Genomic DNA, 20069 nt, shown 5'->3' with positions numbered 1-20069 from the left:
GAAACCCACGGACCCGTGCGAGGGCACCTGTGGCTATAGTGAAGGCTACATTTGACGCCACCTGGGGAGATGTCGTGTCAGAGATTCGTGGGGCGATGCTGCGTCTGAAACAGGCGCAGAAATCATCGAAGGGCGCGGCGGCATACTCGCGCTACGTGAACCGGCCTTTGGGGCGCCCGCTCGCGGCGACGGCCTACGCGTGGGGGATGATCCCGTCGCAGGTCACCATCGTGAGCGCGCTGTGCACCCTGAGCGGGGTGGCGCTGATCGCGCTGCTCGCGCCGACCGTCTGGTCGTCGGTGCTGGTGGCGGCGCTGCTCGTGCTCGGCTACGCGCTCGACTCGGCCGACGGGCAGCTCGCGCGGCTCACCGGAACGGGCTCGCTCGCGGGGGAGTGGCTCGACCACTTCTTCGATTCGCTCAAGCTCGCGACGATCCATCTCGCCGTGCTCGTGTGCTGGTTCCGGTTCTACGACCTCGACGACCTGTGGCTGCTCGTACCGCTGGCGTTCGCCGCGATCGCGAACACGTTCTTCTTCGGCATCATCGCCGCCGACTTCCTGCGGCGCATCCACCGGCTCCAGTCCCCGGCCGAGACCGAGGAGGCGCCGCGCGAAGCCTGGCGCTCCGGCTCGCTGTACTCGCTCGCGGTGATCCCCAGCGACTACGGATTCCTCTGCCTCGCCTTCGCGCTGCTGTGGTGGCAGCAGGGCTTCGTGGTGATCTACACGGCGCTCGCCGCGATCAATGCGCTGCTCCTGCTGCTCGCCGCACTGCGCTGGTACCGCTCGATCAAGGGCCTGCAGGCCGATGGCTGAGCGCCCGGGGCCCGTGCGCGTCATGCAGTCCTTCGGGGCGCCGCGAGTGACGACCAACCCCTACATCACGATGCTCGATCGGGCACTCGCCGACTCCGACGAGGTCGATCACCTCCGCTTCTCCTGGCGCGGCGCGATCCTCGGCCGCTACGACGTCTTCCACTGGCACTGGCCCGAGGTGAAGCTGCACGGCGGGAGTGCCGTGTCGTCGGTGGGCAAGTACGTGCTGACCGCGCTGCTGTCGCTCCGGCATTCGCTCTCCCGGCGGATCGCCGTCGTGCGCACCGTGCACAACCTCGAGCTTCCCGACGACAACGCCGCCCGGCTGTGGCTGCTGCGACGCATCGAGCACCAGGCCGATCACCGGATCGTCCTGAACGAGACCACGCTGCTGCCGGAGGGCACCGCGCGCTCGGTCATCCTGCACGGGCACTATCGCGACTGGTACGCGCCGCAGCCCCGCGCCGACCGGGTGCGCGGGCGCCTCGGAACCTTCGGCGGCGTGCGTCGGTACAAGGGCGTCTCGGGATTCGTGGATGCCTACGCCGAGGCCCGCGGAGATGATCGCGAGCTCAGCATGACGATCGGCGGGAAGGCCTCGACGCAGGAGTTGGCCGATGATCTGCGCGCGCAGGTCGAGGGGCTGCCCGGGGTGACGCTGCAGCTCGCGTTCCTCAGTGATGCCGAGCTGGTCGAGCTGGTCACGGCATCCGAGCTGGTCGTGCTCGCCTATCGCTTCATGCACAACTCCGGCAGCGTGCTCGCGGCCCTGTCGCTCGACCGGCCGGTGCTCGTGCCGCGCAACGAGCCGAACGAGGCGCTCGCCGCCGAGGTGGGCGCGGAGTGGGTGCAGATGTACGAGGGCGAGGTCGACGGCCGCGCGCTGCTCGAGGCGCTGCGCGCGGTGCGGCGGATCGAGGCCGAGCGGCCGGATCTCTCGCGCCGGGAATGGGCGGATGCCGGGGCCTCGCACGCGGCCGCCTACCGGGCGGCGCTGCGCAGCCGCTGGCTCGGCACGAAGCCCCGGGGGGTGGACGCGTGATCCGCGAGGCGGCGTTCCGCCTGAAGACCGCGATCGGCGGACGGTCGAGCATGGAGGCCTACCGGGCGTTCCTGCAGATGGACGCGCTCGCACCCGAGGAGATCGCCGACATCAGTGCGCGTCGGTCGGCGGAGCACGCGCGGTTCGCCTTCGCGCACAGCCCCTTCTATCGCGACCTGTACTCGTCGCATGGGTTCTCCGACGACGACCTGCGCGACCCCGCATCGTTCTCGTCGCTGCCGATCGTCGACAAGGCCATGCTGCGCGAGAACTTCGACGGCATCCGTACCGATGAGGCCGACCAGCGCACCAGTGTGGTGTCGAAGACGGGCGGCAGCACGGGGCTGCCCCTGCACCTTCTGCGCGATCTGCGCTTCCCGGCGCGGGCGCTCGAGTGGCGGCTGTTCGAGTGGTGGGGCGTGACGCCCTGGGACGACCGCGGCATCGTCACCCGGCACGTGCTCACGGGAGCGGCGCGGCTGCGGCACGATCTCGGGTGGTTGCCCTCGCGGCGCGTGCAGCTCGACGCCTTCCAGATCACGGATGCGGCGGTGACGCAGTTCGCCCGCGAATGGAACCGCGTGAAGCCGCGGTTCCTCATCGGCTACGGCGGCGGGGTGCTCGACACCGTGCGCCGCCTGCGGCGTCTGGGGCTGGAGGTGCATCCGCCCCGTGCGATCGCGGTGACCGCGGCTCCGCTCACCCCCGGCACGCGCGCCGAGATCGAGACGGCCTTCGGCGCCCCCTGCTACGACCACTACCGCTCGGCCGAGATCCCCTGGATGGCGGGGGAGTGCAGTCACCAGAGCGGCTTGCACGTGTTCGCGGACGTACGGCGGATAGAGATCGTGGACGCCGCGGATGCTCCCGTGCCCGACGGCGTCGAGGGCGAGGTCGTCGTCACCGACCTGAGCAACCGGGTGTTCCCGGTGGTGCGCTACCGCCTCGGCGACATCAGCAGCTACCTGCCCGGCACCTGCGCCTGCGGGCGCGGCCTGCCGAGACTGGGCGCGATCTCCGGTCGGTCGTCGGATGCCGTGCGCCTGCCCGACGGCACGACGATCGCGGGTGCGCTCGGCCACATCTTCGACGATGCGCCGCTGTCGATCCGGCAGTTCGAGATCGTGCAGGAGGCCGATTACGCCGTCACGCTCCGCTGCATCCCGAGCGATGCGCCGGATGCGCAGGCCGGGATCGACGCGGCCGCCGCGAAGCTGCGCTTCGCCACCAAGGGCCTGGTTCCGGTGACGGTGGAGCGGGTCGAGAGCATCCCGCAGGTGGGTGGCAAGATGCGCTTCATCCGCAGCGCGGCGCCGGTTCCTCCGGCCTGATTCCGGCCCGCCGGGCTTCCGATATATTTCAGTTTCGCAACGATCTTCCAGTAGGCGTGTGTACACTGACCCCTGGCCGCCGCCCTCCGGGTAGGCGGTGCGTACCGATACTGCACACCATCTCGCCCGGAGGGGGCAAGTTGGAGGGGCGCGGTGTACGCGGGCTGAAACCCCTAGGAGAACCCTGTTGCGTCTTCGACGTCACCATCACCGTCCCGATCCCTCCCCTCGTCTGGCGACCACCGGTGCCACCGCTGCGGTCGCAGCCGTGACGCTGCTGCTCGGCCTGGTCGGCGCTCCCGCCTCGGCGGCTGAGACCCCGGCACCCGAGCCGACGACGACCGAGACCCCGGCCCCGTCCCCGGAGCCGCAGCCGAGCGTGAGCGAGGTGCCGGCCCCCGATCCGGCGTCACCCGATCCCGCCCCCGGCGATTCCCCGGCCACGGATGCTCCCGCGCCCGAAACCCGCAGCGCGGCGGCAGCGGCACCGACCGTGCTGCTCGCCGACGACTTCGAGCGCACCTCGCCCGCGGGGTGGGGCAGCTCCGACAACGGGCTGGCCTACACCTCGTGGTCGTCGCGTGCGGGTGTCGCGAGCGTCGCCGACGGCGCGGCGACCATCGCGCTGAAGCCCGGCGAATCCGCCTACCTCACCCCTCGCGCCGTCCAGGCGAAGGACGTGCGGCTCTCCGCCGACGTGCGCCTGTCGTCGACGGGCGGGCGGGGCTACTACGCCTACACGACCCGCGTGCAGAGCGACGGCGCCTCGTACCGTGTGCGCCTGCTCACCGACGCGAAGGGGCAGGTGCAGCTCTCGGTGCTGCGCACCCAGGACGGCAAGGACACCGAGCTGAAGTCGGCGTCGGTGCCGTTGAGCATCCTCGGTGATTCCTGGTACACGTTCGACGCGACCGTCACCGGAACGGATGCCGTCAGCTTCGAGGCCCGCCTCACGCCGAAGGGCACCACTCCCGGTGCACCGCAGCTGACCGTCACCGATGCCTCGTCGAGCAAGATCGGTGGCGCCGGTGGATTCGCGCTGTGGGGCTATGCCTCCAGCAGCGGCGCCTCGGCATCGGCGCTCCAGATCGATGCCCTCGAGGCCACGGTCGCCACGGGACCGTTGAGCAGCGAGGTCGTGACCGACCCGGAGCCCGAGCTCCAGCCGGAACCGCAGCCGGAACCGGAACCTCAGCCCGAACCGGAACCGCAGCCCGAGCCGGAGCCTCAGCCGGAGCCGCAGCCCCAGCCGGGCACCGGTCTCGAGGCCCGCGGTTCAGCCCCGGTCGGCACCGCGTCGTACGCCGTGCCGCAGGGGGCCGTGTTCGTCAACGGTTCGTCGACGTCGCAGACCCAGAACGGCAGCGCGGCGGCGCCGTACCGCAGCGTGCAGAAGGCGGTCGACTCCTCTCCCGCCGGCTCGACGATCGTCGTGCGCGCCGGGGAGTACCACGAGTCCGTCGAGGTGCCCTTCAACAAGACCATGACCATCCAGGCCTACCCGGGCGAGGCGGTCTGGTTCGACGGATCGACCCGGGTGACGTCCTGGACGAAGTCCGGATCGTCGTGGGTGAGCGGCGGATGGACCGCGGAGTTCGACGACGACATGCTCAACGGCAACGCGAGCTGGTTCGTCGACCCGAACTACCCGATGGCCAACCACCCCGACATGCTGTTCATCGACGGGGTGGCGCAGAAGCAGGTGGCCTCGGCATCCCAGGTCACAGCCGGCACCTTCGCGGTCGATTACGCAGCCGACCGACTGATCCTCGGTACCGACCCGAGCGGTAAGCAGGTGCGGGCCAGCGATCTCGGGCAGGCGTTCAACGTGCGCTCCGCGAACTCGCAGCTCAAGGGCCTCGGCGTCCGCCGCTACGCGACCTCGTACGACGTGCTCGGCACCATCCGCATGCACAACGTCGGGGTCACGCTTCGCGATCTGGTCATCGAGGACAACGCCACGATCGGACTCTTCGTGGGCAACGACCGCGCCACGGTCGACAACCTCACGATCCGCCGCAACGGTCTGCTCGGCATGTCGTTGACCACGGCGTACGACTCGACCGTGTCGGACTCGCTCATCACCGACAACAACAACGAGCGCTTCAACGGCTCGCCCGTCGCCGGTGGTATCAAGGTCACGCGCTCCCGCGGGGTCGACATGACCAACGTCGACACGAGCCGCAACGTCGGCAGCGGAACCTGGTTCGACGAGTCCTGCTACGACGTGAACATCGTCGACGTCACGTCGAACGACAACACCGAGATCGGCATCCACGCCGAGCTCTCGTCGAAGGTCACGATCGCCCGCAGCCAGACGTTCGACAACAAGGAAGGCATCCGGATCTTCGATTCGGAGGGCGTGCTCATCACGAACAACGACCTCGGCAACAACTCCCGGCACGACATCAACCTCATGCAGGACGAGCGACGTCAGGCCACCCACAAGGTCGGACGCGACCCGCGCGTGACCGGTACCGACCCGACGGTGACGTGGATCACCCGCAACATCACGATCCGCAACAACGTGTTCGGCGCGGGCGGTCCGCGGGCGATCTTCGCTCACGACACCCAGACCGGGCGGGCCGTCGACACGTGGAACCTCACGATCGATGGGAACCTCTTCAGCAGTTCGAAGGGCGGACCGTCGATGGTCACCTGGGGTGGCTCGGGCAACGTCTACGAGACGTTCTCGACGCCGCTCGCGCTCGCCTCGGCGAAGAACACCGGCTGGCGCAATGCGATGACCACCACCGCCGAGCCCTTCTCGGGCATGGCCGACGAGATCGCCGCCAACAGCGGCATCGCGCGTCCGCTCACCGGCGCGGCTGCGACCCTTCTCGGGGTCGGCAGCGGCACCGTGCTGCTGGGCAGCGGCCGCTGACACCCACCCCCCACCGAATCCGCCCGCCGCGTCCGTGATGCGGCGGGCGGATGGGTGGTGGGGGCGCGCCGAGCGGCCGTGCCGTGCAGAATGGTCGGGTGACAGCCGACACCCGCCGCCCGCATCTGCTCGTGCACGCCGGGTGGGAACTGTTCGGTTCCGACCGGATGCTCCTCGAGAGCGCACGGGGTCTGCGCGACGCGGGCGAGCGCGTCGTCGTCGCGCTTCCCGCGGCGGGGCCGCTGGTCGGCGAGCTCCAGGCCGCCGGCGTCGAGGTCCTGATCCCGCCGACCTTCGCGTTGCGCAAGTCGGCTCTCCGCCCGCGCAACTGGCTGCGCTCCCTGCGCGATGCCATCCGCGGGTTCGTCGCCGCCGTCGTGATCACCCGTCGCCTGCGACCTCGGACGCTGTACGTGAGCACGATCGTGCTGCCGCTCTGGCCCCTCGTCGGCCGCCTGCTGCGCGTGCCGACCGTGACCCACGTGCACGAGGCCGAGGCATCCGCCGCCCGCATCGTCAACACGGTGCTCTATGCGCCGCACCTCGCCGCGCACCGCATCATCGTGAACAGCGAGTTCACGATGCGCACGGTGGGCTCGGTGATCCCGGCGCTCGGTCGTCGCGCAACGCTCATCCCCAACGGGGTCGACTCCCCGGACTCGGTGCCCGAGCCGCGCGCGGTGATCGATCGCCTGCGCATCGCCTACGTCGGTCGCATCTCCCACCGCAAAGGCCCCGACGTGGCCGTCGAAGCGGTCGCTCTCCTCGGCGACGCCGGAATCGAGGCGGAGCTCGACCTCATCGGGGCCGTCTTCGAGGGCAACGAGGCGTACGACGAGACCCTGCGGCGTCGCACCGACGAGCTGGGCGTCGCGCATCTCGTGCAGCACCACGGCTTCCGGTCCGACGTGTGGCCGGCGCTCGGAGCGGCCGACGTGCTGGTGGTGCCGTCCCGCCAGGACGAGTCCTTCGGCAACACGGCCGTGGAGGGTGTCCTCGCCGGGCGCCCCGTCGTGGCGAGCGAGATCCCCGGACTGCGCGAGGCGGTCGGGGCGTACGGCTCGGCCGCGTTCGTCGCGCCGGGCGATGCCTCGGCGCTGGCGGATGCTCTCGCCCGCGTCGTCGCGGACTGGTCGGCGCTCCGCGTGACGGCGCTCGCCGATCGTGACCGGGCGAAGGAGCGCTTCGCCCCGGAGGTGTACCGGGCGACGATCGCGGCCTTCCTCAGCGACCTCGCACGGGGTCGCTGAGATCGAGGGCGCAGGGGTCCGAGACCGCTGACGTCAGCGCGAACCCGCCGCGGAGTCGAGGAAGGCCGCAGCCTGACGCAGGAACTGCCCGACCTCGGCCGACGTCGAGGTCAGCATCGTGCGGTGCTCGCGCGCCGAGTCGTGGTGCGCGTCGGCGATGTCGAACGGGTTCCGGCGGCGGCGACCGAACAGCGTGCGGTTCGTCTTCGGCGGTGCGGTGAAGCCGCGACGGGCGTGGAGCGCCTCGGCGTATCGGGCCAGGCCCGTGGTGCTCGCGGCATCCGCATCGATTTCGGCGATGATCTCGAACTCACGGGCATCGACGGGCTCGGCCCCGAGGTGGATCGCCTCGCGCAGGGTGAATGCGCGGGAACGGGCCTCGGGTGCGGCGGCGGCGACCGCCGAGCGCTCGGCGCGACTGGCGGTGAGGATCAGATCGGCGGTCCGCAGCGCCTCGGCGTCGATCGCCTCCGAGCGGTGGCCGGCGGCGAGGATCGGCGTCTCGGCATCGCCGGAGGCCTCGGCGATCTCGGCCGAGGTCACGCACATGCGATTGCCCGCAGTCCCCACGCGGGTACCCGCGCTCGAGATCTGCCACCCGGCCGCATCGCCCTGCGCGCGGAGCACCAGCTCCATCAGCGGCGACCGGCAGATGTTCGCCTCGCAGACGAAGATCAGTCTGTGCGTCACGTGTTCCCCCGTCGTGCCCCGCAGAGATCTCTGCGGTCCGATCCTCCAACATAGGTGATAATGGTCGCGGGGAAGGCACCGTGCGAGACACTGAGGCACGTCGAGGTGCCGAGGGGATACGGGGACACATGACACTGCAGGACTATTTCCAGTCGCTCAGGAGCCACTGGATCGTGATCGTCGTGCTGATGGTGCTCGGCGCGGGCTCCGCATACGGGTACTCGCAGTTCATCGACCCCGAGTACCGGGCCGAGTCGCAGGTGATCGTGATCCCGACCCGGGGCGAGAACACCAGCGAGCTGGTGCAGGGGTCGAACTACGTGCAGAGCCTGGTGCAGACCTACACGCTCCTCGTGAAGTCGCCGACCGTGCTCGACCCGGTGATCGACGACCTCGGACTCGACGAGACCGCCAACCGTCTGGCGCGACGGGTCGACGTCAACGTTCCCCTGAACACCGTCGTCATCGAGATCGGGGTGACGGACGCCAGTGGCGAGAGCGCGGCCGAGACCGCGAACGCGATCGCCCAGGAGCTCGCGACCGCCGTCGCGGGCGTCTCTCCGGTCAGCGCCGACGGCGAGCCCGCCGTGCGCGTCGACACGATCTCCGCCGCACGCACTCCGACGGTTCCGATCTCCCCGAACACCCGCCTGAACGTGATGGTGGGTGCCGTCGCCGGAATCGCGCTCGGTGTCGTCTTCGCGCTGCTCCGACGGCTTCTCGCCACCCGCATCACGACCGCGCGCACGCTGAGCGACGCCACCGAGGTCGCCCTCCTCGGCGAGATCCCCGAAGCATCCGACACCCACACGATCGCCCGCATCATCCGCTCGCAGCCCGACGGCCGCGTCGCCGAGGCGATGCGGCAGGTCGCCGCGAGCCTCAAGTTCGTCGACGTCGACAAGAACCGTCGCGTCATCCTCGTCACCTCGTGCTCGGCGCAGGAGGGCAAGTCGTCGGTGAGCCTCGGACTCGCCCTGACCCTCGCCGAGGGAGGGCGCTCGGTGCTGTTCATCGAGGCCGACCTGCGCCGCCCGAGCACCGCCCGCTACACCCAGCTCGAGGGCTCGATCGGCCTGACCACCGTGCTGATCGGCGACGTGGAGCTCGCCGACGCCGTGCAGCAGTGGGGTCGACCCGGACTCGACATCCTCACCGCCGGAGCGCAGCCCCCGAACCCGGGCCAGCTGCTGTCGAGCGGCGGACTGCATCGCATCGTCGACGAGGCGCGCGATTCCTACGACTACGTCATCATCGACACCGCGCCCGTGCTGTCGGTCAGCGACGCGCTGTGGCTGTCGACGATGGCCGACGGCACCCTGTTCGTCGTGCGCTCGAACCGCACCAAGGCCGCCGATCTCACGCGCGCCCTGGGTTCGCTCGAGTCGACCAGGACCCCGGTGCTCGGAATCGTGCTGAACGGTGTGCGCGGCGCGGCGAAGAGCCCGTACTACACCGACGAGCCGAGACGCGGCGCCCGCCCGCGCCTCGCCGCCCGCGCCCCGCGCTGACACCGCCATGAACTCGCTCCTGGCCCTCGGCGCTCGCGCGCTGACGATGGTCGTCTCGCTGGTCTGCGGGGTCATCACGACCCGCATGATCCTCGGCGAGACCGACATCCAGCACTACGCCCTGTACTCGCTGCTCATCACGATCCCGTCGCTGCTGACGTTCACCGACCTCGGCAGCGGCGCGGTTCTCGTGAACGCCGTCGCGACCAGTGACGACATCCGCACCGATCGCCGGCTCCGACTGCAGGTCACCTCGGTCGGCCGCATCCTGCTGATGTTCGCGACCGGACTCATGCTCATCAACACCGTGCTGCTCGTCACGGGCGGATGGCGCGCCCTGTTCGGTGACGCCGGTGCGATCCCGGGGGCGGCGCTCGCCGCCTTCCTGTGCATCACCTTGTTCAGCCTGTCGATCACCCTGGGCGTGTGGTTCCGCATCCTGCTCGGGCAGCGGCGCAACCACCTGGTGATCCTGGTGCAGGGCCTCATCTCGCCGGTCACCCTCGGTGGTGTCTGGCTGATGCTCCACCTCGGCGGGCGCGAGTTCGATTCGTATCTCGCGATCGCCTCGTACGGCGCCTCGCTGCTGTCGGCGATCATCGGCTTCCTGCTGGTGACGCGGTCGACGCGGCCGCTGATCCCGGATGCTCTGCGGATGCTGTTCCGCTGGCGCAGCATCCCCGGGGTGAGGGTCATGGACGTCGGCTGGCCGATGCTCGCGCAGATGATCACCTACCCGATCGCCGTCGGGTCGCAGCGTTACGTGCTCGCCCAGTTCGGCACGCCGACCGACGTGGCCGAGTACGGCGTCACGGGTCAGGTGTTCTTCGCCCTCAACGGCCTGGTGATGGCCGCGGGCGTCGCGCTGTGGCCGCAGTTCGCCCGTCTGCGGCACAGGGGTGAGCTGAAGCGTGGACCGTATCTGCTCTCGCTGCTCTTCGCCGGAGCGGTCGCTGCCGCCACCGCGTTCGTCTGGCTGATCGCACCGTGGCTGTTCGAGTTCATCACCCAGGGCGAACTCGACGTGCGCACCTCGACGATCCTCGCCTTCGGCGCGATGATCATGCTCACCGCGGCCGTGTATCCGCTCGGGATGTTCATCATGGACAAACCCGGCATCCGCTTCCAGGTCATCCCGACCCTGGCGATGGCCGCGGTCAGCATCGTGCTCTCGCTCGTGCTGACGCCGGTGCTCGGCATCGTCGGACCGCTGCTCGGCGTGAGCTTCGCGCTGATCGTCTGCCAGGTGATCCCGTACGCGATCTACATCCACCGCCACCGGGATCGACTCCTGAAGAGCGAACCCGATGCCGCGGCCGAGACCGCGGTCGACGCGGTCTAGCCGGGCCACTCCGTCTCCGCGCGGTGCGCGCGGCGCGCGAGGGGATGGATGCTGTCGCCGGCCGCCAGACGCCGGGCGAGGTCTTCATAGGTCGCGGCGACGTCGTCCCACGAGAACGCATCGGCCGCGCGGCGGCGGACGGCAGCGGATGCCGCGGCGACGGCTCCGGCATCCGATTCCGCCGCGTCGACCGCAGCCGCGACGTTCGCCGGCGTGCGGAAGTACCAGCCCTGCTCGTCGAGCACCTCGCGGTTGAAGACCACGTCGAACGCGATCACGGCCGTGCCGGCGCCCATCGCGCGCAGCAGGGAGGGGTTCGTGCCGCCGACCGAATGGCCGTGCAGGTACGTCGAGGCGTGGTGGTAGAGCGCGTCGAGGAGGTCTTGGTCGTAGACGGCGCCGAGCAGTCGGATGCGTGGATCGGCGGCGGCGATCCGGTCGATCGCGGCCGTGTACTCCGCGGCGTAGGGCGCGGAGCCGACCACGACGAGCGGTTTCGTGGCCTGCGACATCGCATAGCCCTCGACGATCTCGCGGACGTGGTTCTCGGGTTCGAAGCGGGCGACGACCAGGTGGTAGCCCCCGGGCGCGAGACCGAGTTCGCGGATGCCGTCGGACGGAGCGTCGTCGAGCAGGGGGGCGCCGTAGCGGATCAGCTCGCTCGCGACACCGAACTGGTGGTCGTAGTAGTCGGCGATGCCGGGGGCGTCGGCGATGATCGCGTCGGCCTGACGCACCCCGAACGACTCGGCGGCGCGGTAGTACGCCTTGCCGCGCGGGCCCCACTTCGAGCGTCGCCACTCCAGCCCGTCCATGTGGAGGGCGACCGGGATGCGACGGGCGCGCAGCAGCGGGAGGAAGGGCGAGTTCGCGGCGTTGAACACGAACGCGGCATCCGGTCGGGCCTTGGTGACGGCGTGCACCGTCGACAGCGCGGTGTGGCTGAGGGTCTCCAGCGCCTTCTGACGCACCGCAGGAAGGGTCACGCGGCGCATGCCGAGGTGCACGTCGCCCGCTGTGCCGGCATCGCGCCCGTAGACCAGCACCCGATGCCCGCGTTCGACGAGGCGCCGTCCGACCTCTTCGACGGCGGTCTCGAATCCGCCGTAGGCGGCGGGGATGCCGCGCGTGCCGATGAGGGCGATGCGCAGGGACGTCGACGACGGAGCGGAGGCGGTCTGCATCGCATCAGTATGCCCGAGGCGGCCGACAACGCCGGAAGACCGCGGGCTATCCTGGGGCGGTGTCCACGCCGCCGCACGAACGCCGCCCACTGATCTGGGGATTCCCTGCCGAGCAGTCGGTGACGCGCTGGGAGCGTCGGCACTCCGCCGGCGAGGTGCCGAGCGTATGGCCCTACGGGCTCGACGGTCTGTGCGAGTACGCGCCGGTCGCGGTGCTCGACCTCCCGGCCCCCGGACGCCTCTCGCGCCTGCGGTCGCGCGTGGGGATCGGACCCCGACCACGCGCCCAGACGGCGTTCACGTGGGACGAGAACGCGGCGTTCCGCATGCAGGTCGCGAGCCCCTACGAGCGGTTCGCCTCCGGAGTGATCTGGCTGACCGACATGATCGAGCGCGGAGCCGACACCGGTCGTCTCGTCGAGGTGCTCCGTGGCGCCGAGACGCTGTGGGTGCTCAGCGAGGCGCAGGTCGAGCCCCTGCGCGCCCTCTTCGGAAGCGCGGGGCCACGGATCGTCGCGGTGCCGTTCGGCGTCGACGCCGAGTTCTTCTCGCCCCGCCCGTACCCCGATCGCCCGCGCATCGTCAGCGTCGGCAACGACCGCGACCGGGATCCGCAGACGCTGTTCCGCGCGCTGGCGCGCGTGCACGAGCAGCGCCCGGACGTCGAGCTCATCGTCCAGTCGTCGGCGTCGACGGATGCTCCGGCCGGTGTCGAGGTCGTGCAGCGGATGAGTCATGGCGAGCTGCACGAGCTCTATGCGACGGCATCCGTCATCGCCACCGCGACCCGGCCCAATCTGCACGTCTCGGGCATGACGGTGACGCTCGAGGCCTTCGCGACCGGTCGGCCGGTCGTGAACACCGCCACCCCCGGAATGTCGCAGTACGTCACGGAGGAGCGCACCGGCCATCTCGTGCCGCTCGGCGACGACGAGGCCCTCGCGCAGCGGTTGATCGGCCTGATCGACGATCCGCAGCGCGCGGCGGAGATGGGGCTGGCAGGGCGTCGGGACGTCGAGGAGCGCTTCACGACGCACGAGATGTGCGCTCACCTCGCGCAGATCCTGGTCTGACGCCGGGGTGAACTTTCCGACCCGAGACGCCTGATCCGGGGTGTCGCGGAACCGTCGCGAAACTTCTTCTGGTATCCGAGGCGGTTGTGCGCTATCGTTACCGCGGATGCGTCTATGGGGGACGCGGGGGAATCCACTTCTTTTGCCGATCACTCGGCAGCCGCCTGGGGAGGCGCTATGCGAGTCCGTCGACTCGACGCGATCGAAAACGATCACGATTCGAATTCACGTCCATTCCGTCGTATCGCACTGGGGATCGTCACCGTTATGGTGACGGCGATGCTCGGTGCCACACTGACGGCTCCTGCCGCGCAGGCCGATACGGTTCCGACCGATCCGGCGCTGCCGACGACCATGAGCGCCGATCCGCTGCCGACCGTGCAGATCAACGGCATCGTGTGGGCTCAGGCCGTCGCGGGCAACAAGGTCTTCGCCGGTGGCCAGTTCACCAGTGCGCGCCCGGCCGGCGCCGCCGCCGGCACGAACGAGACGGCGCGGTCGAACCTGCTGGCGTACAACCTCGCCACGGGTGTGCTCGACACGTCGTTCAACCCGAACGTGAACGGTCGCATCCTCGCGGCCGCCGTCTCGCCCGACGGCTCCCGCCTCTACATCGGCGGCGGTTTCACGGCAGTCGACGGGCAGAACCGCTACCGTCTCGCGGCCTTCAACACCGCGACCGGGCAGCTCATCTCGACCTGGACCCCCGGGACGAACACGATCGTGCAGGGCATCGTCGCCACCGACACGACCGTCTACGTCACGGGTGAGTTCACCAACATCAACAACGTCGCCCGCACCGGTGTCGCCGCGCTGAGCGCATCGACCGGTGCCGTGCTCGACTTCAACCCGCAACTCGCGGGCGGCTACGGCGTGCGCGCCGTGGTGGTGTCGCCCGACAGGTCGAAGGTCGTCATCGGTGGTTCCTTCACCTCGACCAACGGCTCGACCAACCCCGGGCGCGGCATGGCCGCCCTCGACGCGGTCACCGGCCAGAGCCTGCCGTGGGCGATCAACAGCGTGATCCGCAACGCCGGCACCGGCGCATCGATCTACGCGCTCGCCTCCGACGGCGACAGCGTGTACGGCAGCGGCTACGACTTCGGCGGCTCCAAGACCGAGGACGACTTCGAGGGCGCATTCCGTGCGAACTGGAGCGACGGATCGATGGCGTGGATGGAGGACTGCCACGGCGACACGTACTCGATCTTCCCGACCGGGGGCGTGCTCTACACGGCGTCCCACACCCACTACTGCGGCAACATCGGTGAGTTCCCGCAGCTCGACCCGTGGAACTTCAACCACTCGCTGGCGTTCGACAAGAACCCGTCGAACCGCACCATCACGCCCGACCCCTACGGTTACCGCAGCTTCACCGGCAACCCTGCCGCGAAGCTGCTGCACTGGTACCCGAAGTGGCAGCCGGGTTCGGTCTCGGGCATGGACCAGGCCGGATGGTCGGTCACGGGTGCCGGCGAGTACCTGATCTACGGCGGTGAGTTCACGGCCGTCGGCGGCGTCGCCCAGCAGGGCCTCGTGCGTTTCGCGAAGCCGTCGACCGCGCCGAACAAGGTCGGCCCGACCATCCAGGGCGGGGCCTACCAGATCAGCACGCAGTCCTTCCGTGCCGGTCAGGTGCGCATCGCCTGGTCGGCCAACCACGATGCCGACAACGCGAAGCTGACCTACGAGGTCTTCCGCCGCGACATCGCGCAGCCGATCTACACGACCACGGCCGAGTCGACGTACTGGGTGCGTCCGCGCCTGACGTACTCCGACAACGCGGTCACCGCGGGTCAGACGTACCAGTACCGCGTGAAGGTCACCGATCCGAACGGCAACTCGACGACGTCCGACTGGACCTCGGCGACCGTGGCCGCGACCGGCACCGAGAACGCCTACAACATCGCCGTGCTCGACTCGCAGCCGAAGTACTACTGGCCGCTGAACGAGGCGTCCGGAACCTCGGGCATCGACTGGATGGCGGGCAACGACGTCACCCTCGCCGGCGGGACCACCCGCGGGCAGGCCGGCCAGGTCGTCGGAGCGGCGTCCTCGTCGACGGCGTTCAACGGCTCGAACGGCACGGGTGCATCCTCGGTGTCGGAGGTCGGACCCAACACCTTCTCGGTGGAGGCCTGGTTCCAGACCACCAGCACGAGTGGCGGCAAGATCGTCGGCTTCGGTAACAACGCCACCGGCAACTCCGGCAGCTACGACCGGCACATCTACCTCAACAACACCGGCCAGGTGTCGTTCGGTGTCTACCCGGGCACCACCCGGGCGGTCACGAGCAGCGCCGGTTTCAACGACGGGCAGTGGCACCACGTGGTCGGCACGATGAGCTCGTCCGGCATGGTGCTGTACCTCGACGGCAAGCGCGTCGGTTCGCGTTCCGACACCACGACCGGTCAGAGCTACTCCGGCTACTGGCGGATCGGCGGCGACTCGCTGGGCAGCTGGCCCTCGGCCGGCAGCTCGGGGTACCTGAACGGTCGGATCGCCGACGTGGCGGTCTACAACACCGCGATCACCCGCGACGTCGTCGACGCCCACTGGGTGGCCTCCGGTCGCACGTCGGCTCTGCCGGCAGCGCCGGCGGATGCCTACGGCAAGGCGGTCTACGACCTCGACCCGACCCTCTACTGGCGTCTGGGCGAGACCACGGGAACCGTGGCAGCCGACTCCGGCCGCGACGGCAGCACCGGCAGCTACAAGACGAGCGGCAACGCCTCCATCCAGCGCGGTGAGACGGGAGCCCTCGCGGGAGTGACCAACAAGTCGATCCGGTTCACGTCCTCGAGCTTCGGCAGCACCTGGAACAACCGTCAGAACGTGATCAGCGATCGTCAGTACGCGGCATCCGACATCTACTCCATCGAGACCTGGTTCAAGACGACCACGACCGGCGGCGGCAAGATCGTCGGCTTCGGCAACAGCAACTCGAACAACGCCAACGCCAGCTCGAACTACGACCGCCACATCTACATGGACACGGTGGGCCGCTTGAAGTTCGGCACCTACAACGGCGGGACGAACATCCTCACCGCGCCGAGCACCTACCGCGACAACCAGTGGCACTATGTCGTGGCGCAGCAGTCCCCGAGCGGCATGCAGTTGTACGTCGACGGTGAACTGGTCGCATCGAACTCGGTGTCCAACGCCGAGGACTACGCCGGATACTGGCGGGTCGGCGGAGACTCGACCTGGGAGGGCAACCCGTTCTGGGTGGGCTCGGTCGACGAAGTGGCGATCTACTCCGCGCCGTTGTCCGCGAGCCAGATCCTCCAGCACTACCAGCTGGGTAAGACCGGACAGGGCAACGAACTCCCGGTCGCGCAGTTCACGACCACGCCGACCGACCTGTCGGTGGCCTTCGACGCCTCGAGCTCGAGCGATGTCGAAGGGCCGATCGCCGACTACAGCTGGAACTTCGGTGACGGCGAGACCGGCAGCGGAGTCGCGCCGACCCACGCCTACGCGACGGCCGGCACGTACACCGTCACGCTGACGGTGCGCGACAGCGGGTCGTTGACCTCCTCGGTCAGCCACGACGTGGTCGTGCGCAACCCGAACGTGCTGCCGACATCGGCGTTCACCGCGAGTGCCGAGTTCCTGGCGCTGTCGGTCGACGGCTCGGCCAGCGCCGACCCGGACGGCACCATCGCGAGCTACTCGTGGAACTTCGGAGACGGAGCATCCGCGACGGGCGCGACCGCGGCGCACACCTTCGGCGCGAGCGGCACCTACGCGGTCTCGCTCACGGTCACGGACGATCGCGGCGGCTCGGCGACGAGCACGCAGCAGATCGTGGTCGAGGCGGCGAACGTGCCGCCCAAGGCCGTGGCCAATGTGGTGCGCGGTGCGGACGGCATGACCGTCTCGGCCGACGGCAGCGGGTCGACGGACACCGACGGCACGATCACGGCCTACGCGTGGAACTTCGGTGACAACGCGACCGCGACCGGAGCGACGGCCAGCCACACCTACACGACCGCCGGCACGTACACCGTGACCCTGACGGTCACCGACAACCGCGGTGCGACGCACCAGGCGACGTCGTCGGTCGTCGTGGCTCCGGCCTCGACCGAAGACGTGATCGCCCGCGACGCCTTCGCACGGTCGGCGAGCGCCTCGTGGGGCAGCGCCGACGTCGGAGGCGCCTGGACGACCACCGGTGGGGCCGCGGCCTTCTCGGTCGCGGACGGCGTGGGCAAGATGGCACTGGCGGCCGGGCAGACCCGCGAGGCGCGCCTCGCCGGGGTCAGCTCGACGAACACCATCACCTCGTTGACGATCTCGTCGAGCAACGCGACCTCGGGCGGCGCCTTCAACCTCACGGTCAACGGCCGTCAGGTCGGGAGCGACGTCTACTCGGGCCGCATCAAGGTCGAGTCGACCGGAGTGATCCGCCTCTACCTGCTGCGCAACGAGACGGCGATCGGCAACAGCGTGGTGCTGCCCGGCAACTACGTCGCGGGTGAGAGCCTGTCGGCCGTGCTGTCGGTGCGGGGAACCTCTCCGACCAACCTGTCGCTCAAGGTGTGGCGCACGGGAACGACCGAGCCGACCGCGCCGCAGCTCCAGGCGACCGATACCACGGCCGCGCTGCAGCAGGCGGGATCCGTGGGGCTGAAGATGGCCGTCAGTTCGGTCTCGACCGTGTCGACCGTGATCAGCATCGACGACTACAAGGTGGTCACCGGTGCGGTCGTCGCGCCGCCGAACCAGGCGCCGGTCGCCGCGTTCGTGTCTTCGACGACGGGCCTCACGGCCAACGTCAACGCGAACGGTTCGAGCGACTCCGACGGCACGATCGCGTCGTACGCCTGGAACTTCGGAGACGGAGCGACGGGTACCGGCGTCACGGCGTCGCACCCTTACGCCGCGGCCGGCACCTACACGGTGACGCTCACGGTGACCGACGACGACGGAGCGACGCACACCGTCACGGCCCCCGTGACCGTGACCGCGCCGCCCGTCGACCCGCCGGCGGGACCGACGCCGCTCGCGACCGACGAGTTCAACCGCACTCTCACCGGAGGGTGGGGGACGTCGGATCTCGGCGGAGCCTGGGCCACGTCGGGCGGTAACGCCGCCTTCGCCGTCGCCGCCGGTCAGGGAACGGTGACTCTGGCACCCTCGCAGACCCGTGAGGCCCGTCTGGGCGTCTCGGCGACGAACATCGTGCTCGACACGCTGTTCTCGTCCGACGTCGCCTCGACCGGCGGCACGGCGAGCGTGACGGTGCTCGGACGCACGGTCGGAACCTCGAACTACTCGGCCCGCGTGCGGTTCGAGCCGGCCGGGGTCATCCGCCTCTACATCCTGCGCGACGAGACCGCGATCGGGAACAGCTACGTGCTGCCGACCGCGTACACGCCCGGGCAGGTACTGCACACCAAGCTGTCGGTCACGGGCACGAACCCGACCACGATCGCCGCGAAGATCTGGGTCGAGGGGCAGCCCGAGCCCACCGCGTGGCAGCTGCAGGGCACCGACACGACGGCAGCTCTGCAGGCGGCCGGCGGCGTCGGGATCAAGACGTCGATCAGCTCGGCGTCGACCAACCCGGCGACCAAGCTGTCGTTCGATCGCATCGCCGTGGTGGTTCCGCAGTAGGCACGATGCGGGGAGGGCCAGGCCAGGCGCTCGCCCTCCCCGCATCTGGGCGATCCGGGAGTGCCCGATACGCTCCCGTCGCTGGAAGGCTCGGCATCCTCACGGATGCCGGGCCCTTTCCGTGCGCACGGACCTCCGTGAGGGGTCACAACACGCCGCACGCGGGCCGTCCCGCAGGGCGTGTCTTGACCCCTCGCCAGGAGGTGGGGGGCGAGGACCCCTGCGAGGGGTCACGACACGCCGCCCCGAGGTGCTCGGCAGGGTGTGTCTTGACCCCTCGCGACTGCCCGCGCCTGCACGGGTGACCAGAGACGGCCACCGACGACCAACGACGGCCGCACGGGCAGTGCTGCGCGCCGCGCGGGCGGCTACGCCGGAGCGGTGTTCGGCTTCGAGGGCCGCGCGTACTCGGGCGTCACGTGCCCGATGGCGCCGAGGATGCGACCCTGCGCGAACCAGGTGCGTCGTGTCAGCACGGCATGGGCCGCGACGTCTCCCCGTAGACGCGCGAGCGCGCCGCGAGCCGAGAACACGATCAGGCGGGCGACGCCGCCGAGCAGATGCACACCGCGCAGGAGAATCCGCCGCGGCGTCGACGACGTGCGCGTGAGCAGGCGCGTGCGCATCTGCCCCTGCGAGATGGTCCGGCGTCGCACGAACTCTCGCGTCGTCCGGGCTGCGGGAACCTCGTCGCGCACGACGGAGTCGGCGGAGGCGATGATCGACCCGCCCGCCGCGAGGATCGCTCGCCCGAACAGCATGTCCTCGCCGCCGGCCAAGCCGAGGTTCGTGTCGAAGGAGACACCGAGGTGCCGCACCTGGGCGGCATCGACCAGCACGTTGCCGGTGGCGAGAGCATCGAGGTGCTGCCCGGTGACGCGTCGTCGGCGTCGCATGAAGCCGCCGGCGACGATCCACGGGTCCGTGCCCTCGGGCCACACGTACTCGACGTAGCCCATCACCACCGCGGGATGCTCCGCCGCCCAGACCCGCAGGAGGGCATCGAGCCAGCCCGGTTGCGGGACGACATCGTCGTCGACCATCGCGACGAGTTCACCGGCGCGGGCGGCGTCGAGCGCAGCCTGACGAGCCGCCGCGATCCCGGGAGTGGGCTCCGAGACGTAGTCGACGCCGAGGCCGGCGGCGACCGCGGATGCCGATCGCTCCGGGTCGTTGTCGACGAGCGCGATCCGCATCCGGCTGCCCGCGGCTCCCGTGGCGTCTTGGATCGCGGCGACCAGCGGTGGCAGCAGCTCGGTGCGTCGGAAGGTCGTCACGGCGACAAGGACGGCAGGGCCCTCGTCGGGCGTGGCGGCGCTCAT

Annotated in this window: 12 protein-coding genes; 9 read left to right on the top strand and 3 right to left on the bottom strand. The window is 70.0% G+C overall.

Translation table 11 applies throughout. The annotated features are described in order from the left end of the window. Positions 1–74: 74 nt before the first annotated feature. The 5 genes from WFJ97_RS07605 (at position 75) to WFJ97_RS07585 (ending at position 7325) form a co-directional block, all read left to right on the top strand. On the top strand, positions 75–818 hold the full coding sequence (locus WFJ97_RS07605; protein WP_336641027.1) for a CDP-alcohol phosphatidyltransferase family protein: 744 nt from the start codon (positions 75–77) through the stop codon (positions 816–818). Next, positions 811–1860: a glycosyl transferase gene (locus tag WFJ97_RS07600; RefSeq protein WP_336641026.1), complete on the top strand. Its 1050-nt coding sequence runs from the start codon at positions 811–813 to the stop codon at positions 1858–1860. The genes WFJ97_RS07605 and WFJ97_RS07600 overlap by 8 nt, the downstream gene beginning before the upstream one ends. Next, positions 1857–3191, top strand: a complete 1335-nt coding sequence (locus tag WFJ97_RS07595; RefSeq protein WP_336641025.1) for a phenylacetate--CoA ligase family protein — start codon at positions 1857–1859, stop codon at positions 3189–3191. Before WFJ97_RS07600 ends, WFJ97_RS07595 begins: the two co-directional genes overlap by 4 nt. 187 nt (positions 3192–3378) lie before the next feature. Next, the gene (locus WFJ97_RS07590) at positions 3379–6075 is read left to right on the top strand and encodes a right-handed parallel beta-helix repeat-containing protein (RefSeq protein WP_336641024.1); all 2697 of its coding nucleotides are present in this window, start codon (positions 3379–3381) and stop codon (positions 6073–6075) included. A 98-nt stretch (positions 6076–6173) separates the two neighbouring features. Further along, on the top strand, positions 6174–7325 hold the full coding sequence (locus WFJ97_RS07585; RefSeq protein ID WP_336641023.1) for a glycosyltransferase: 1152 nt from the start codon (positions 6174–6176) through the stop codon (positions 7323–7325). Positions 7326–7358: 33 nt separating this feature from the next. On the opposite strand, the gene WFJ97_RS07580 is transcribed toward WFJ97_RS07585, so the two are convergent. Beyond that, complete coding sequence (locus WFJ97_RS07580; protein ID WP_336641022.1) at positions 7359–8015, bottom strand: arsenate reductase/protein-tyrosine-phosphatase family protein; 657 nt, start codon at positions 8013–8015, stop codon at positions 7359–7361. 128 nt (positions 8016–8143) lie between these two features. Between WFJ97_RS07580 and WFJ97_RS07575 the strand changes: the two genes are divergently transcribed. Beyond that, complete coding sequence (locus WFJ97_RS07575) at positions 8144–9526, top strand: polysaccharide biosynthesis tyrosine autokinase (protein ID WP_336641021.1); 1383 nt, start codon at positions 8144–8146, stop codon at positions 9524–9526. A 7-nt stretch (positions 9527–9533) separates the two neighbouring features. Beyond that, on the top strand, positions 9534–10868 hold the full coding sequence (locus WFJ97_RS07570) for a hypothetical protein (RefSeq protein ID WP_247623497.1): 1335 nt from the start codon (positions 9534–9536) through the stop codon (positions 10866–10868). On the opposite strand, the gene WFJ97_RS07565 is transcribed toward WFJ97_RS07570, so the two are convergent. Beyond that, a complete protein-coding gene (locus tag WFJ97_RS07565) occupies positions 10865–12052 on the bottom strand; it encodes a DUF1972 domain-containing protein (RefSeq protein ID WP_336641020.1) in 1188 nt (395 codons plus the stop codon). The genes WFJ97_RS07570 and WFJ97_RS07565 overlap by 4 nt on opposite strands. Before the next feature lie 59 nt (positions 12053–12111). On the opposite strand from WFJ97_RS07565, the gene WFJ97_RS07560 reads away from it, so the two are divergent. Together WFJ97_RS07560 and WFJ97_RS07555 are read left to right on the top strand one after the other, a co-directional pair. Beyond that, positions 12112–13125 (top strand): glycosyltransferase family 4 protein, encoded by a 1014-nt coding sequence (locus tag WFJ97_RS07560; RefSeq protein WP_336641019.1) that lies wholly within the window; start codon positions 12112–12114, stop codon positions 13123–13125. Between the two features lie 279 nt (positions 13126–13404). Then, positions 13405–18747 (top strand): PKD domain-containing protein, encoded by a 5343-nt coding sequence (locus tag WFJ97_RS07555; RefSeq protein ID WP_336641018.1) that lies wholly within the window; start codon positions 13405–13407, stop codon positions 18745–18747. A 368-nt stretch (positions 18748–19115) separates the two neighbouring features. On the opposite strand, the gene WFJ97_RS07550 is transcribed toward WFJ97_RS07555, so the two are convergent. After that, complete coding sequence (locus WFJ97_RS07550) at positions 19116–20069, bottom strand: glycosyltransferase (RefSeq protein ID WP_336641017.1); 954 nt, start codon at positions 20067–20069, stop codon at positions 19116–19118.

The sequence above is a fragment of the Microbacterium sp. USHLN272 genome, assembly GCF_037149655.1.
GTDB classification, from domain to species: Bacteria; Actinomycetota; Actinomycetes; order Actinomycetales; family Microbacteriaceae; genus Microbacterium; species Microbacterium galbinum.
The sequence above is the reverse complement of the archived record's forward strand: the minus strand, read 5'-3'. Positions and strand labels throughout refer to the sequence as shown.